The sequence below is a fragment of the Pseudoalteromonas sp. c7(2019) genome, assembly GCF_011378625.1.
Lineage (GTDB): Bacteria > Pseudomonadota > Gammaproteobacteria > Enterobacterales > Alteromonadaceae > Pseudoalteromonas > Pseudoalteromonas arctica.
On record NZ_WTKS01000007.1, the window covers coordinates 132,173 to 147,202 of the forward strand.

Below are 15,030 nucleotides of genomic sequence, written 5' to 3' on the forward strand. Positions count from 1 at the left end.
TTTGTTTTTACGGGAATTAATTTTAAGGGCGATTGCGCGCGTTTAATGATATCGCTGAAGTGAAAATAAACGGAAATAGCGCAGTTTATTGGACGAAGCCGTCAAGAGGTATGGATATATTTAGATTTTAGTTGCCCACTATTCCAAGGCAAATACTTGTAGAGTGGCTGGTTTTTCTATTCGTTGTAGTTACATAGTTGATTTGGGCTAAAGCGTATTATAAGCAGTAAAAAGTGAAGGGTAAGCCTATATAGAACTGTGGTATTTAAATTGATAAGGATTACATTTAAGTGTTGAAAAACAAAGAGGCTCACCACTTTTAAAATTTGCAATTAATAGCTAAATTTGACTAGTCGTCCACCTCAGGGCGTGTTGTTACGTGTTTGTTCATCGTAGCTAAAAGATCTTCTTTACATTTATCAGGTTTCAACGACTCAGGGTTGAAAATTATGGCAAGTACTTTATCAACATATACATAGATTGAACCATTAACTTCTTCGATATGCTCTACAACATCCCAGTCATAAAAGTTATAACCATATTGGTGGATTTCTTTTATACCATCAGCGCTTATTTCAAACTCTTTAGGACCAATCATTATTCCATTTTCATTTGGTGTAAAACATTGTGCAATTTTCACTTCCATAAATTTACTGAGAGCGACGTAAATAAAAAATAAAATGGATAATGTGAAAACAGAAAAGAACAACTTATTTTCTATTCCGCCAGACTGAAACTGAAAGAAAGACATAAAACTAAAAGTTAGCACCAACCAAAGACACACATTTTTAAGCATGGGTATCCATGTATAGGATTTCAACACCTTAGATGCTGTGTGAGCGTAAAAAGCGTCATAGTCGGCTTTAGATGTTTTAATTTTAAGATTCAAAAGATTCTCCATAATCTGAGATACGTATAATTAGCCTGTAGATTAACTCGTTTTTTATTTTTTATTGATAAACAAACCATAACTGAGTTCCTATCAACTTAAAATCAATTTACCCATGCATTTATTGACCGTAATATTCCGCTTTTTATTTTAAAGAGAATCAGGCTTAATAAAGCCAAGTTGTTTACCATTCTATAATTGATAATTTCCGTAACGGTTAGAATAAGGTCACCCTAACTGCCCTTCATCATTAGTCATTCAAAACGCCTTTAACTGTATTATTTTTTTAAGACGTTTTTTAATGACCTTTTGCTCGCAATAAAGCCCGATAAAACCACCAACAGCAATTGAAGCCACAACCAACAACCAATATAAAGAGCTGTTAGATTCCTGAATACCCGAAATATAAAGGTATAAGTTGAACGGGATAATAAAAAATAAGCTACCTAGTACTTTAATGAATTCCCTAAAAAGCTCTGTATCAGACTTTGCTTTGTCGATATGAGAGTTAATAGTTTCATTTGATATCTCATTTAGCTCTGGGTATGTTTTTTGTAACCAATTTAAATAATTCAATTATGCATCCTTGTATTTTTATATCTAGTACTGCCTTAAATAGGCAAAATATATTTGCTAAAGTAAGCGACATAGCAGTAAAAACCAGATTTTTTTGTTCTGCTTTACGACTTGTTATACGTTTTTACTACTCACTATTAGATTACAAGCTATCACCACATCAGATCGGTAATACTCTACAATTTCAGCTAACTCTTTATCTGATTTAACTAAGAACTCAGCGGAACATCTTTCTCTAACATGAATTAAAGGTAAATGATCTGTATCAGATGAAATTACACCAAATACATGAAACTCAGTATTCCAGCATTGACCATACTTTTTATTTCCAATTTGACAAAGATTCATAACTATATTTAAGTAATCATCATCGCTTTCAAGTAATTTGGTAGCAAGTCTAATTGCATCATCAAACATTTTATTTACACCGAGCTTTAGAAGCGTATAACGAGGCTGTAGAATAGCTCTAACAGCCAAATAATAGTAAGTTAAAATAGAGACGCAGAAAAATGTTATTTGTCCTAGTTTATTACTTGTTATAAACCATTAACTACCAAATTCTCGGCTAACAATTGCTGCGGGGACAATATCTTCTGGTAGATCACTAGAAGCCTTTTGAGCAAAGTCACCAGCCATACCAAATACTTTGTCAACTGGATCGACTTTCACTCCGTTTTCGACAGCTAACTCCAGAAGTTTCTTGCCGATATCGTTACAAGAACTAACCCAGTTTTTTGGTAATTTCCCCACAGTGATTTTAGGCTGACAAACTAGTTTAAAAGTTTCTTTACCTTCTTGTGTTTGAATTGAAACATCAACGAACCCACTTTTATATGGGTTAGCGAATACACTAGAACTAACCAGAATTATTGCTCCGACAAATATTTTTTTCATGACACTTCCTTATGGTTTATAACGGGCCTATAGATTGGCTCGTTTTTTATTTGTTTTTATTGATAAACAAACCATAGCTGAGTTCCTATTTTGGTTCAATCTTTTACTGTATTTTACGTGGAATATAAAAAGAGTTTGGTGTTGTTTTAATTGACGTTTTGGAAGGAATTACTGGAAAATTTGGTGTGGGTGTTTTTTTACTCTGATGGGCAAAATATATTTGTTAAAATAAGTGATGCAGCAGAAAAAACCTAGCAGTTGAGGATCATCATAACGTTGGTAATATTCCACTTTTATTTTAAAGGAAGTTAGGCTCAATGAAGCCGAGTTATTTACCATTTTTTAATAAAAATTGTTGTCGTCTATCGGGCTACCAATTACTACTTTCATCTTGTCAATACAGCTCAGACTTTTGCGTGATGCACTTTCATGGATGTAACCTAACTCACTGCTATCATTGATAATTGACGTAAAAGTCAGAATGGGTGTCATCCTAACTTTTAGCGCTTGCTGCCCACCTCAGCGCGTGTTGTTATATGCCGCTTTAAACTTACTATAAAGCAACTTCCATTTTAAAGTAAGAAACATCAGCCTTATAAAAACGTTCCCCGTATGGCTGCATACCGAAGCGCTGATAGAAACTTAAAGCTGATTCTCTAGCATCACACCAAAAAAAAATTACAACCGTATTATTAAGAGAGTGAAGAATAAACTTTAGCATTTGAGAGCCAATGCCTTGCCCTTGATAATCAGTTTTAGTAGCAAACTTACGTAGGCGAGCTTTATCTGATTTTATGTATACGGAGGCAACACAAACAAGCTCGTCATTAACAAAGGCACCAAAATGCATTGCGTCATGATCGCCATCAACATGGCAATATTCCGGAGGCTTGTTTGGCCAAAGAACACTTTGTCGAAGCGGGATTGTTTGCTCCCAGGAAATATTGCGAATTTCCATATGATTTTGCAGAGCCTCCATTGGCTTATAACGAGCCTGTAGATTAACTCGTTTTTTTATTTGTTTTTATTGATAAACAAACCATAGCTGAGTTCCTATTTTGGTTCAATCTTTTACTGTATTTCACGTGGAATATAAAAAATTGTTAGCTGTTGTTTTAATTGGTGTTTTGGAAGGTATTACGGGAAAGTTTAGTGTGGTTGGCTTTTTACTCTTTCTTTCATTGTAGCTCAGCTTTTTGCGTGATTCATTTTTATAAAACTCACTTAACCCGCTGCTTTAATTTATTATTTATGTAAAAGTTAGAATGAATTTCATCCTAATTCTTTAGCTTTTGTTTAACTCTATTTTTGAAACGTAAAATACAATACCAGCAACAAGGCCTACTATAGAAAATAAAAACAATTGTAAAAAGCTATATCCATAACCTATTAACGTAATTGAACCATTTTCGACCAATACCTTACCATTAATAATTGAGCTATCTAAACCTGAAGGGAAAACAAAAAAGAAAGAAACTAAGCAAGTAGATATAACTGAAGATTTGAGCACTGTATTTAGCGAATAATCACAACTTTTAGTGATAAATTTATAAATTGGAAATGCTGTTACTGGAACTAAAATTAGAACAACTATTAACGTCCAAATAAATATACCAAAAGGAATAATAGTAAATTTCATTTCAATTGCCATTGGCGCTAAAAATGCAACAACTAAAGAGGCTAAAATAAAGCTAAATATTGTTCTCAACTCGAAACCCTCTTAGAAAGCTAACGCCTGCCATAACCGATTTGTGGCGCTCTTGTACTAATCCGGTTAATGGTTTTGTTATATAGCGTCAGCGTCAAGTCCAAATTTTTTCTTGTTTAAAACTAGCGCTGCCAGCACAGTTACTCCTAACACTGTACCAACAGGGAACATGAAGAGTAACAATGTTGAATATATTATTAGTGCCCAAAAAAGCCACTTAGTTCGATAGTTTAAGCCCACAACGGAAAATGTTAAAAAGCAAAGTGCAACTAAAAATAAGATGAACCCTGTTACTGTAGACAAAGCTGTTGATGACATTTCTTCTTGTGATATTTTAGGTTCATTACTTCCAAACAGCGTTATCTCTTGAAATGAAGAGGACATAATTAAATACGAATCAACAATTCCCCAAAGAGGTGCCCAGAAAAGCAATAATCCCAAAACTGCGACGTATTTCCCTATAGTTTCCTTGTTCATCATCTCTCCTCACGTTGTTACATAACGAGCCTGTAGATTAACTCGTTTTTTATTTGTTTTTATTGATAAATAAACCATAGCTGAGTTCCTATTTTGGTTCAATCGATTACTGTATTTTTACGCAGAATATAAAAGGGTTTGATGTTGTTTTAATTGGCATCTTGTAAGGTATTACGGGTGGTTGAACAGCTTTAATTTAGGTTGAAAGGGCTTACTCTTCTTAGTGCGTAGCAAAATTTAGGATGGATGATGTCAAATTATTTTGTTATGTTTTTTTGTACAGATAATACCTAAACAAAAAGGCTTGGAATAATGCCGCCAAACCTAATATTTGAGGGGTGTTATTAAACAAGCCATCAACCACAACTATTAGTGGTATTGCGATATAAAAAGCATAAGAGCCGTTAGTGTACTTTTTTGAAAACCAGTGAACAGGAAAGCCAACCACTAACCAACCAACGATAGAAATTAGTAGGTAAACGCCAATATAAAGTAAAAAAGTAACGGCAAGTCCAGAAATATCACCAAGTGATGAAGGTGCCAGCCCATTGAATAAAAACCATACAGGGATTCCTATACCAACATAGCCAATACTTTTTATTACAGCATTATCCCAGTTACTTGAATTCAACTACGGACTCCCTGAAAACATAACGAGCCTTTAGATTAACTCGTTTTTTATTTGTTTTTATTGATAAACAAACCATAGCTGAGTTCCTATTTTGTTTGTAATAATGTTCACCAAGAGCAAAATGTATTTTTATCTTATTTTAATTATTCTTATTGGCTACTGGTTAAATAGCCTTTCGCATTTTATTTAATAACTCGTAGCATGCTTTATACAACAGTATTTCCATGTCTTCGTTATGATACAAAGGACCCCAACGAAAAAAGCCTCTTAAGCTAAATTTTTTAGCTATGAATTCGCGCCACGTAACAGATTTAGAAACGCTGAACGTTTTAATCGTTTTGTTGTGTTTAATGTTATACAAGCGCGATACTAACTTAACTTTTGGTCGCCAAAATAGCGGAATAATAGCTGTATCAAAATCTATAGTGAATGCATCACCACCATGCAAAGTAACTATAACAACATCTAAACCAATATCTGACTTTTTAGGCTCTTTAATAGACGAAATACTGTGAAGACAAAAAATATCTTCAAGCTTCTTGTGCATATGATCTTGTAGTGAATCGCCCGTTATATAAAAAAACGACTCTACCTTAGAAAAATGGCTGTTATTAGCTACAGCTAACGATCCCAAATAAACATTTGGCTTTTCAGAGCTAAACCAATCGAATAGCAAATTTAAATTCCTTTTTTACTTATGCCGAATAAATAGGCCGTAAGGTTGTTATCTAAGGTTAGGATGAAAGAGCAAAAACCAGCTTTTTTTGTTCTGCTTTACGATTTATTTACCCTCAACTCTTTTACGACGTAATTGAATACCAAGTAATGTCCCTAATAAAACAGCAATAACATGCAGAAAAGCTGGAATTAAATATATCAGAGGATCCATTGATATTTCTAATAAAATGTATAGTAAGGCACCGACACTTAGATCAATAAACCAATAAACCGCCGCAACTAAAAAGGCTTGTTTATAGGGGCTCACTGTTTGCTTATAGCCTAGGTAACAATAAACGATTAAAGAGGTTACAAATCCGAGGACGTAATAAGTAAAAGTTAATGAGGTACTTTGAGTCATTTCATCAAAGCCAACAATCTTTGTTGCTATTGTTGATAAAGCAACTAGCAATAAATACAAGCCTACTGAAAAGAGTACAATCCTAGAGTATTTCACGATAATCCTTTAGCAATACAACGAGGCTGTAGAATAGCTCTAACAGCCAGATTCAATTAATTAGTTTCTTTAATCTTAACGAGCCTGTAGATTAACTCGTTTTTTATTTTTTTGATAAACAAACCATAGCTGAGTTCCTATTTTGGTTCAATCGATTACTGTGCTTTTACGCAGCATATAATGAAGTGTTTGGTGTTGTTTTAATTGGCGTTTTGGAAGGTATTACTGAAAAATTTAGTGTGGGTACCTTTTTACTCTTTCTAGAATGAGCAGGATTATCTGTGCGTTATTTATTTTGGGCTAAAGCACCGTTAATTGACCAAGATAGTTGGCAGCAAGGAGCCAAAGGAAAGCCCTATAATACCATCATCAGATCATTGGCATTTAAGCGGATACGAATACTATTTAGGTGCTGGAAAGCACATAGCCCTACGATGAATCAACTTACTTAACTGCATTAAAAAGTAAGGGATCACCGCTGTTAAAATTTGCGGTGGAAAGTGAGCTTTAGCGCTTGCTGTCCACCTCAGGGCGTGTTGTTAGTTTTATTTTGTGCTGATTGAAAATAATGAACCGACTCTCCAATCGATATTATCCCCGATTGCTGACGCTGTTTTATGCAATGCTGCGGAAAATTATCTCCTGAACCACAGATACCACAATTTTGGCACTCACATAGATAAGTTTTGTTCTCTAATTTATAGACATTTAACTCTTTTTCACCACATTGAGGGCAGTAATCAACCGACTCAAAAAATTGTTTCTTTTGCATTTGAAGCGCATCAATAGCCTTTTTCCTTGTTTTCGCTATTAAAGCAAATGCATCTGCATTCATATCTTTGATATCAGAGTCAAATTTTTCTTTTGCTCTTTCTGCTGCGATCGGTGGTTGAAGTGCTTCTTCAGGGAGATCTTCGAAATAATCAGACCATTCGCCCATATCCATTCATCCTTTTTAATGTACACACTTTGATAATAAACCTAACGCCCGGCTAAGCCGCCGAAACGGAGTTGGTTGTTTTGCGCAGTTTGTTAGTGTTTTATATTTGATCTAACTCGTCTTTCATTTGCTTACGAATGTTGTCGCGTACGAAGATAATCTCTCGACCTTGTTCTTCAGCTTTTATCTGAAGCGGATACAAAATGGTCTGATTTGCCCAAAACTCAGGGCTTGCCATCATTTCCAACATTTCTTGCGCGGTATTAGTAGCTTCGCCTACTTTAGCTGTGAGTTGATCCAGATGATCATCTAAAACTTCTGAAGAAATTAGACGTATGCTATTAGTTTCTGTGGTGAGTTTTAAGTGCTCTTGGTTTAGCTCACCAAATAAACCCATCATGCTCTGGTTAAACTCAGCGATGCCTTCATTTTGGGTTGACTCATCATTAATTAAATAATTTTCCATAAACTTTGAGTAGATTGGGCCAAAACGCTCCATGAAAATCTCATTGCTTTTGGCATGGAATTTATCGAGAAGAGTAAAGAATTTAGCAAATTGAATCTTCTTTTCTTCGTACTTGTGTTTTCTTAACTCAATATTAAGGGCGTTATCCTTTTTAAGATCCTCGAGCTCTCTAGTATATTTAATCTGAACTTGCTGCTTCTGGTCTTCTAAGCTTTCAATATCTTCTTTTAACGCTCGATTCTTGCCTTTCTCTTTACCATAGGCAATAAAATATCCTGAAGCTATTCCAAGTAGAAATGATATTAATCCAATTATGTATTCCATTCGATTCTCGATCTCAGATGAACACTAACGCCTCAATGACAGGCAAAATTTGGTTAGCTAAAATACGAGCGGAGCAAGATAGACAGCCGTATTTTATCCTTTTTTATTAACTTGTTAGCGCGTACTTTGCTGAACTTTCGGTTTTTCCCATGCAAGAATGCTTACACAGTAATTTACGCCAACCACCAAATACTCAGTTACCTTTGCATTATCTGCTAATAGAAAACCATTTCTATTCTTTTCTAAGTCGAACCAACCATCAGAATTTATTTCATGAAGCCAACCTGCTTGTAAAGAACAATCAGGCCAAAACTCTAGCAAGTCACCTTCATCTAAAACCCGAAAACCTGCTGGATCTTCAAAAATAATATCGATTTTATCACCATCGATAGATATTGTGATCTCTAGAAGTTCAACATCAAAATTGAGGTTTATCACCTCAATCGTGTTTGTTGAATTATCAAACTCTATAACTTTAGATTTCACCAAAACCTCTGAGTACCGCTAACAGCTTATTGACAACATTTGGGGGTTATAACACCCCAAAATGGCGTATATTACATTGTTTAATAATTCCACTAAATAACTTTAATGTAAACAAGTGATTAGGCATGTTATAAAAAGGTCTTTGTTATTTTTCACCAAAACGATTTTTAATGATGTTATCGGACAAAATTAAAACAGCTGTTTATTTAAACAGCTGGCTCTGTAAGTTAGCTTTATTTATGTAGCTACCTTTTACGACCATAATTAACAAACGTACGGATACTAAGCGCTAGTTAAGGCTTATTGAGGCTTACTTATACTGGTTTAGCATTGTTATACGCTTTAATAGTTGGCGTTTAGCCTTATCTGGTGGAAAAACTCGATTATAAAACAGAGGAAAAAGTAATAGGAAAATTTTGGCTTTATGTATTTAGCGCGTAATTAGCTAAAGCATTGGTGAGATAAGCGAGCCTTAACATATTAATGATACAGGCTCGCTGGGGTGTTTGTAATAAAACGAATGAGTGAGGTGCTTACTTTACATCAAAGTTCACGTGGTCAAAGTATGGATTTTTCTCACGCGCTTTAAGTACGCTGATTGTAGTGAGCACAATGAGTTGCAACTCGCTATTTACGCTAACAACTATGCATTCGTCTCTATTAGCATTGCGTTTTGTGTCAGTTGCTACGCCACATACACCATCGCCATTTTTTAATATAAGCTCAATACTTAAACGGTGCATACAGGCAATTTCGATATAGTCGTATTGGTTGCAACTGATCATAATGTCCTCTTTATATGTTATTTAGCCGGTTTAAAAATCATTAAAAAAGCAATAACAACAAGGTTGGCTATATACCAAAGATCTTTAATTACAAACTGCCCTAAGCGTTCCAGTAAAGTGGAAGAGCTAAATGCACCGGTTGCAGTAATTAAGAATGTTTGGGTCATCATAAATACGCTTAAACACGCTAAGCCACTTACAATAATTAGCTTTTTATTATTTAAAAATAGCCCTAAGCCCAATAACACAGCAAATAACACATCAAACCCGCCAATCACGTTAGACGCGCCTTGTACGCTAAATACCGTGTATAACCACGACATAAACGGTGAGGTTTCTACTAAACTTACAATGCCTTTTGCTTCAAACTCATAAAACTTCATGCCGCCAATCCACAATAAAACCATGGCAACCGGTATAAAGTTTAAAAGTACGTGTTGTTTGTCGGTAAGTTTGTCTTTATAAAATAAAAACAAATACAAAGGCACTACAGCAAAGTATTTAATTATGCCCTGCCCACTACCAATGATTGGAAAGCCGCCAAGTTGAGCCATCCAACGGTTACTGGCAAACAAGGTAAGTAATGCTACTAAACTTATAATTGCTGCAAGTAAAAGTGCTGGTGTAGGTTTCATTAATTTAAGGCGAGCGAGCACGGTGGCAAACGCTAAAGCAACCATAAATGAGCCACTAATCAAACCTAATGCAGATACAGACATTAGCGAATCAACGCCATAAAAACTAAACGTAGCCGTTAACGTATTAGGGTTTGCTCCTAACGCAAACGATAAGCCAAGTAACAAAAAGCTACTCGCTAATAAAAAAGTAATCACGTTGTTGGTTAATTTTAAGTTCATTGTATTTCCAGGTATTCGTTAAGACTTACAAAGACCTTGCTAGTCGATAAAACAATTCAAGCTAACTCTTAAAAATATAAGAGTTGATTAAGCACAACGTAAGCTCTCATAGGGTAATGTAATCAATCACTTTAGTTTATGATTTATTACCTCTTTATTAATAAAATCAAATAAGTCTAATATTCATATGATGTGCGTCATCTTTTTTATTATTAAATGAAGTAGAATAACGTCGCCTTTTCAATAAACAGAATGCATGTATTTCTAAAACTTAGGGACATTTTTAATGAAGGGTACTGATATTCGAGTTACCTCTGGACTGATTTCTATAGCCATTGTTTTACTACTTTGGTTTGCTGTACCGCCTCCGCAAGGTGTTACCGAAAACGCATGGCATTTGCTCGCTTTATTTATTGGTACTGTAGTTGCCATTATTGGTAAAGCAATGCCTATCGGTGCCATTGCTATTTTAGCTATTACTTCTGTTGCGTTAACCGGCGTAACTAATGACAGCCCATCTGGCGCTATTAAAGATGCATTAAGTGGCTTTTCTAATTCATTAATTTGGTTGATTGGTATTGCTATTATCATATCTCGGGGGTTAGCTAAAACCGGTTTGGGAAATCGCATTGGCTATAATTTCATTTCTCTTTTTGGTAAAAAAACAATTGGTATTGGCTATGCACTCGCACTTTCTGAACTTGTTATAGCGCCTGTAACGCCAAGTAATACCGCGCGAGGCGGCGCTATTATTCACCCAATAATGAAGTCGATAGCAACAAGTTTTGGCTCATCTCCTGAGGAAGGCACATCTCGTAAAATTGGGCACTACCTTGCTTTAGTGAGCTACCATATAAACCCTATTACATCAGCTATGTTTATTACGGCGACTGCGCCAAACCCTCTAATTGTAAAGCTTATTGCTGATGCTACCGGTGCAAATATTAGTATTACTTGGGGTACGTGGGCGCTGGCAGCGCTTGTTCCTGGTTTGCTATGTATTGCCCTTGTGCCTTTGGTTGTTTATGCCATTTACCCACCTGAAGTTAAAAGTACGCCCGACGCTAAAAAATATGCAGAATCTAAATTAACTGAAATGGGCCCAATGAGTTATGGCGAAAAAATAATGGTGGGTGTTTTTGCTATGCTGCTTATTTTATGGGCCGGCGTACCCGCAATGATTTTAGGGGCTGACTACGCAGTTAACACAACCGCAGTGGCTTTTTTAGGTTTGTCGGTTTTATTAGTGACTGGTGTATTAAGCTGGGACGATGTACTTAAAGAAAAGTCTGCGTGGGATACCGTTGTTTGGTTTTCAGCATTAGTAATGATGGCCACTTTTTTAAATAAATTAGGTTTGGTAACGTGGTTTTCAACACTTGTTGAGAGCAACATTGCACAACTGGGCTTTGACTGGATTGTATCGGCTATTATATTGGTAGCTGTGTATTTTTATGCTCATTACTTTTTTGCGAGTACTACAGCACATATCACTGCTATGTTTGCCGCATTTTACGCCGCTGGTTTAGCGCTTGGCGCTCCGCCTTTATTTTTAGGTTTACTGTTAGCTGGCGCTTCATCACTCATGATGTCGTTAACGCATTACGCAACAGGCACATCTCCCATAGTGTTTGGCTCAGGCTATGTATCTTTAAAAGACTGGTGGGTAATGGGCCTTATAATGAGCGTTATTAATTTAAGTGTATGGGGAATTATTGGCGGGCTTTGGTGGAAAGCACTTGGGTATTGGTAGTATTGCCTTTGTTAGTTTGGCTTGCACATTTAATACTGCGCACTTGAGTTTAGAACAAGTTCAAGTGCTTCAGCCCTAAAAATATAAACATTAGGGCTGTTAGAAGGGAGCATTATGGTTTTTAAATTCATAAAGGCAGCATATTCAGACCGAGACTACTTATTAAGCCTCAGAAAACTGACTATGGTTGAACACTTAGAAAATGCCGGGTTATTTTTAACTAAGCAACAGCATGTTTTAAGGCTTGATGACCAATATGACTGCTCCGATCTTATAGTTATAAATGAGGTACCAATTGGTACTTTAAAATACCAAACGCACGCTCAATACGTTGAAATAATGCAATTACAAATACATCCATTGCATCAAAATAAAGGGTATGGGAGAGCTGTTATTGAACAAGTTATTACAAGTGCGCAATCAAAACCGATTAAACTCACTGTGCTTAAAAACAACCCAGCATTAGGACTTTATAAGCGGCTGGGTTTTACTATAACTGATGAGAATAATTACGAGTACTACATGCAAACGCGGGCTACTCGTAGCTAAAATTAGTCGCTTTGATCTCTGAAGTCTTTTTTTCTGAAAATAGTTAAATGCCAACCCCAATGCAAAGAGCCTAATCTTAAAAAAATAGTCGTGAAAAATGACCCTAAAATACACCAAATGTAATCTACATTAAGACTAAATAAAGCGGCATAAACTGCACCACCCGCTAAACACGCAGAGGCGTAAGGTTCGCTGCGCATAACAGTTGGCACCTCACGGCAAATTACGTCGCGTATTAAACCACCAAATATACCTGTAGTAATGCCCATGGTAATTGCGACCACCATACCAGAGCCATTAATGAGTGCTTTTTCTATCCCCATAATATTAAATAACGCCATACCAACAGCGTCTACCAACAAAAAGTAGTAATTATTAACGCGCGGTAAGTATCGAATAAATGCAATTGTTGCTATAACGGCCCCATAGGTTGAATATAAATACTCCGGGGTAGCAATCCAAAATACCGGTTTGTTTAAAAGTATATCTCTGAGGGTACCGCCCCCTAATGCTGTAACGGTTGCCACCACTACTACGCCAAAGCCACTAATGTTTTTTTCATACCCAAGCAATGCCCCTGCAACAGCAAAAAATGCGACACCGAGTAACCCTAGTACCATAAAGTATTCAGCAGTCATGGTAATTCCTTTTTTAAATTTATAAGGAGTTGTTTCAACTTACGTGCCAAAAAAACGAGTGAATACAAATAAATTTATAATTTAAGCAATTGAAATTTATAAACTTATTATATGTATTAAAAAACATTAGCTATGTGATATTTAGAGAAGGCTTAACAAGAGTAATTATTTTAATTATGGGTAGTTTTTACACGTTAAAGTACAGAGAGGTTTTGTTACAGAGTTGCAGTCGAGCACTTTTAAATCTTAAGCAAAAATTAAATGAGCAATAAAGCTATTACCAATATCACAAAAATAATAGGCAATATTGTATGTTGCCAGTTTTGCTCTTTATTTTGATTATAGAGTGTTTGCATTGAGCTTTTATCATTGTTAGTAAAACTATGCTGGCACTGCTTAAAGCTTTGGGCTTTTATGCTCACCCAAGTACCACATTTAATACATGCGTAACGCCTTGCCAGTTTATCAAACTCGTTTGTTTTTATAAACATTCTCATGTATCACCTCATTGATTTTCGCTGCGGTAAGAAAACCAATGAATAATATATATGTTGGGTAACAAATTAAAGAAGCCGCTAGTGCTAAAATTAGCTGTGTGTTGTTTTTCATAATCATCCTTGGTTACTAGTCAAAAAAAATCGGTAAGGTTTTTTTAATTATATTAACAATTTAGTGAAATACGCCATTTTGTAACTTTTGCTAATCAAACTTAAATCCGGGTAATTTTTTTGCCTAGGCAAAGCTGCCATAATTAATATCCTGATTAATCTACATAACTCACTTTTGTTCCCGCTAAATGATCATGTAAACATCGTTTATCTTTTCCAAATATAAATAATGGATTAACAAAACCAGCTATAAACTGACCTACCGAAGGGACAAGTGATAATAGTTGCATAGAAAGCATGCGTTTAAAGTAAATTGTAGTAAAGCTTGCTTGTGTACCATCTAAATTTTCAATACGGATAGACATTAAAGATTTACCAATTGTTTGTCCGCGTTGGTACATAAGGTAACCATGAAGCACTAACGTGCTTAATATGCCATAACCTAGCAAACCTGCAGATAAAGTAAGTGTTGGTTGGCTTAAATTATCAAACCCTACAAGCATGAATACAGGTATAAAACAAGCAACACCTAAAACGCCATCAACAATAGCAGCTACTAACCTATCTGAGCGCGTTGCTTTTTCTCCTGCTACTTTTGATACAATATTTTCAGATGGGCTCTGTGCTTCTCGCGTTTCAATTAAGTCGTCTATTTCTTTTGCTCGATCTGGGTAGGCTTCGCGATCTATAGCTCTCGCTGATGAGTAAAGCTCATCTAAAGTGTAGGTAGAAAAATCAATTTTAGAGTCCATAAAAGCTAAGTCCGTATCTTCTTTTTATCGTAATTTAACATAATTAATTTATGTTATTCAATTATTTATGTGTTTTTAATAACATACCATAACGTGTTGGCGTTTTTACAATTTGACCTGCAAGCGTGCTGGTATGTCCTGCTAAATCTAGCGCATCAGCAGGCTCTTTTATATTCATTATACCTATCAGCTTAATTAAGTGAGCTATTTTGAGATAAGAAAATCGTGTCGATAACAAGGCAAAAATTTCGCTATTTAGTTGTTCTATATCAGAAATTTTTAACACAATTAGCGTCAGATTCAAGCCCTTAAATTGATCAAGTACTATTGCTGATTGGTATTATACGGCCATTAAAAAACATGTCCCCTTGGTCAGGTTTAACCACATCATAAAGCATTTTCATTAATGTGCTTTTACCAGCCCTATTTTCCCCTTTAGATTTAAATAGTAAAAGCATTCGCTTCACCGTGCCTTATTTTTAAGGCTACTCCGTTATTACCTATACCTCGACAATTTAACCCA

At 35.5% G+C, this 15,030-nt stretch carries 20 protein-coding genes; 2 read left to right on the forward strand and 18 right to left on the reverse strand.

What is annotated here, in order from left to right; translation table 11 throughout:
* Positions 1-349 precede the first annotated feature (349 nt).
* The 15 genes from GQR38_RS09830 to GQR38_RS09905 form a co-directional block, all read right to left on the reverse strand.
* Positions 350-646 carry a YcxB family protein gene (locus tag GQR38_RS09830; RefSeq protein WP_007584346.1) on the reverse strand — a complete coding sequence of 99 codons (297 nt, stop codon included), beginning with the start codon at positions 644-646 and terminating at the stop codon, positions 350-352.
* A gap of 501 nt (positions 647-1,147) precedes the next feature.
* Positions 1,148-1,465, reverse strand: coding sequence for a hypothetical protein (locus tag GQR38_RS09835; RefSeq protein ID WP_165721719.1), 318 nt, complete (start codon positions 1,463-1,465; stop codon positions 1,148-1,150).
* 114 nt (positions 1,466-1,579) lie between these two features.
* A complete protein-coding gene (locus GQR38_RS09840) occupies positions 1,580-1,882 on the reverse strand; it encodes a hypothetical protein (RefSeq protein ID WP_165721720.1) in 303 nt (100 codons plus the stop codon).
* A gap of 129 nt (positions 1,883-2,011) precedes the next feature.
* Positions 2,012-2,359, reverse strand: coding sequence for a hypothetical protein (locus GQR38_RS09845; RefSeq protein WP_024593237.1), 348 nt, complete (start codon positions 2,357-2,359; stop codon positions 2,012-2,014).
* Positions 2,360-2,912: 553 nt separating this feature from the next.
* Positions 2,913-3,317 carry a GNAT family N-acetyltransferase gene (locus GQR38_RS09850; protein WP_024593236.1) on the reverse strand — a complete coding sequence of 135 codons (405 nt, stop codon included), beginning with the start codon at positions 3,315-3,317 and terminating at the stop codon, positions 2,913-2,915.
* A 327-nt stretch (positions 3,318-3,644) separates the two neighbouring features.
* On the reverse strand, positions 3,645-4,067 hold the full coding sequence (locus GQR38_RS09855) for a hypothetical protein (RefSeq protein WP_024593235.1): 423 nt from the start codon (positions 4,065-4,067) through the stop codon (positions 3,645-3,647).
* Positions 4,068-4,145: 78 nt separating this feature from the next.
* Positions 4,146-4,544 carry a hypothetical protein gene (locus GQR38_RS09860; protein ID WP_165721721.1) on the reverse strand — a complete coding sequence of 133 codons (399 nt, stop codon included), beginning with the start codon at positions 4,542-4,544 and terminating at the stop codon, positions 4,146-4,148.
* Between the two features lie 265 nt (positions 4,545-4,809).
* Positions 4,810-5,175, reverse strand: a complete 366-nt coding sequence (locus GQR38_RS09865; protein WP_033038240.1) for a hypothetical protein — start codon at positions 5,173-5,175, stop codon at positions 4,810-4,812.
* Between the two features lie 163 nt (positions 5,176-5,338).
* Positions 5,339-5,851: a hypothetical protein gene (locus GQR38_RS09870; RefSeq protein WP_024596157.1), complete on the reverse strand. Its 513-nt coding sequence runs from the start codon at positions 5,849-5,851 to the stop codon at positions 5,339-5,341.
* A 105-nt stretch (positions 5,852-5,956) separates the two neighbouring features.
* Positions 5,957-6,349, reverse strand: coding sequence for a hypothetical protein (locus GQR38_RS09875; protein ID WP_331460590.1), 393 nt, complete (start codon positions 6,347-6,349; stop codon positions 5,957-5,959).
* A gap of 526 nt (positions 6,350-6,875) precedes the next feature.
* Positions 6,876-7,289: a hypothetical protein gene (locus GQR38_RS09885; protein ID WP_165721722.1), complete on the reverse strand. Its 414-nt coding sequence runs from the start codon at positions 7,287-7,289 to the stop codon at positions 6,876-6,878.
* 100 nt (positions 7,290-7,389) lie between these two features.
* The gene (locus GQR38_RS09890) at positions 7,390-8,079 is read right to left on the reverse strand and encodes a hypothetical protein (protein ID WP_165721723.1); all 690 of its coding nucleotides are present in this window, start codon (positions 8,077-8,079) and stop codon (positions 7,390-7,392) included.
* 114 nt (positions 8,080-8,193) lie between these two features.
* Positions 8,194-8,565, reverse strand: a complete 372-nt coding sequence (locus GQR38_RS09895; protein WP_007584363.1) for a hypothetical protein — start codon at positions 8,563-8,565, stop codon at positions 8,194-8,196.
* Between the two features lie 533 nt (positions 8,566-9,098).
* Positions 9,099-9,350: a Rho-binding antiterminator gene (locus GQR38_RS09900; RefSeq protein WP_165721724.1), complete on the reverse strand. Its 252-nt coding sequence runs from the start codon at positions 9,348-9,350 to the stop codon at positions 9,099-9,101.
* A gap of 17 nt (positions 9,351-9,367) precedes the next feature.
* Positions 9,368-10,207 (reverse strand): DUF417 family protein, encoded by an 840-nt coding sequence (locus GQR38_RS09905; RefSeq protein WP_165721725.1) that lies wholly within the window; start codon positions 10,205-10,207, stop codon positions 9,368-9,370.
* 286 nt (positions 10,208-10,493) lie between these two features.
* On the opposite strand from GQR38_RS09905, the gene GQR38_RS09910 reads away from it, so the two are divergent.
* Both GQR38_RS09910 and GQR38_RS09915 read left to right on the forward strand, forming a co-directional pair.
* Positions 10,494-11,960, forward strand: a complete 1,467-nt coding sequence (locus GQR38_RS09910; protein ID WP_165721726.1) for a DASS family sodium-coupled anion symporter — start codon at positions 10,494-10,496, stop codon at positions 11,958-11,960.
* A 114-nt stretch (positions 11,961-12,074) separates the two neighbouring features.
* Entirely contained in the window at positions 12,075-12,509 is a 435-nt protein-coding gene (locus GQR38_RS09915; RefSeq protein ID WP_165721727.1) for a GNAT family N-acetyltransferase, read from the forward strand.
* A gap of 2 nt (positions 12,510-12,511) precedes the next feature.
* Here the strand turns inward: GQR38_RS09915 and GQR38_RS09920 are convergent, their stop codons facing one another.
* The 3 genes from GQR38_RS09920 to GQR38_RS09930 all read right to left on the reverse strand — a co-directional run bounded on the left by GQR38_RS09920 (position 12,512) and on the right by GQR38_RS09930 (position 14,507).
* Complete coding sequence (locus GQR38_RS09920) at positions 12,512-13,147, reverse strand: trimeric intracellular cation channel family protein (RefSeq protein WP_004334621.1); 636 nt, start codon at positions 13,145-13,147, stop codon at positions 12,512-12,514.
* Positions 13,148-13,404: 257 nt separating this feature from the next.
* On the reverse strand, positions 13,405-13,638 hold the full coding sequence (locus GQR38_RS09925; protein ID WP_240917395.1) for a hypothetical protein: 234 nt from the start codon (positions 13,636-13,638) through the stop codon (positions 13,405-13,407).
* A 272-nt stretch (positions 13,639-13,910) separates the two neighbouring features.
* On the reverse strand, positions 13,911-14,507 hold the full coding sequence (locus GQR38_RS09930) for an RDD family protein (RefSeq protein WP_165721729.1): 597 nt from the start codon (positions 14,505-14,507) through the stop codon (positions 13,911-13,913).
* Positions 14,508-15,030: the final 523 nt, after the last annotated feature.

Bases quoted from the DNA above. Each gene is read 5' to 3' on its own strand.
- GQR38_RS09910 (WP_165721726.1), top strand. From the start codon at position 10,494: ATGAAGGGTACTGATATTCGAGTTACCTCTGGACTGATTTCTATAGCC.
- GQR38_RS09915 (WP_165721727.1), top strand. From the start codon at position 12,075: ATGGTTTTTAAATTCATAAAGGCAGCATATTCAGACCGAGACTACTTA.
- GQR38_RS09930 (WP_165721729.1), bottom strand. From the start codon at position 14,507: ATGGACTCTAAAATTGATTTTTCTACCTACACTTTAGATGAGCTTTAC.
- GQR38_RS09840 (WP_165721720.1), bottom strand. From the start codon at position 1,882: ATGTTTGATGATGCAATTAGACTTGCTACCAAATTACTTGAAAGCGAT.
- GQR38_RS09890 (WP_165721723.1), bottom strand. From the start codon at position 8,079: ATGGAATACATAATTGGATTAATATCATTTCTACTTGGAATAGCTTCA.
- GQR38_RS09830 (WP_007584346.1), bottom strand. From the start codon at position 646: ATGGAAGTGAAAATTGCACAATGTTTTACACCAAATGAAAATGGAATA.
- GQR38_RS09905 (WP_165721725.1), bottom strand. From the start codon at position 10,207: ATGAACTTAAAATTAACCAACAACGTGATTACTTTTTTATTAGCGAGT.
- GQR38_RS09860 (WP_165721721.1), bottom strand. From the start codon at position 4,544: ATGAACAAGGAAACTATAGGGAAATACGTCGCAGTTTTGGGATTATTG.
- GQR38_RS09925 (WP_240917395.1), bottom strand. From the start codon at position 13,638: ATGTTTATAAAAACAAACGAGTTTGATAAACTGGCAAGGCGTTACGCA.
- GQR38_RS09845 (WP_024593237.1), bottom strand. From the start codon at position 2,359: ATGAAAAAAATATTTGTCGGAGCAATAATTCTGGTTAGTTCTAGTGTA.
- GQR38_RS09885 (WP_165721722.1), bottom strand. From the start codon at position 7,289: ATGGGCGAATGGTCTGATTATTTCGAAGATCTCCCTGAAGAAGCACTT.
- GQR38_RS09900 (WP_165721724.1), bottom strand. From the start codon at position 9,350: ATGATCAGTTGCAACCAATACGACTATATCGAAATTGCCTGTATGCAC.
- GQR38_RS09920 (WP_004334621.1), bottom strand. From the start codon at position 13,147: ATGACTGCTGAATACTTTATGGTACTAGGGTTACTCGGTGTCGCATTT.
- GQR38_RS09850 (WP_024593236.1), bottom strand. From the start codon at position 3,317: ATGGAAATTCGCAATATTTCCTGGGAGCAAACAATCCCGCTTCGACAA.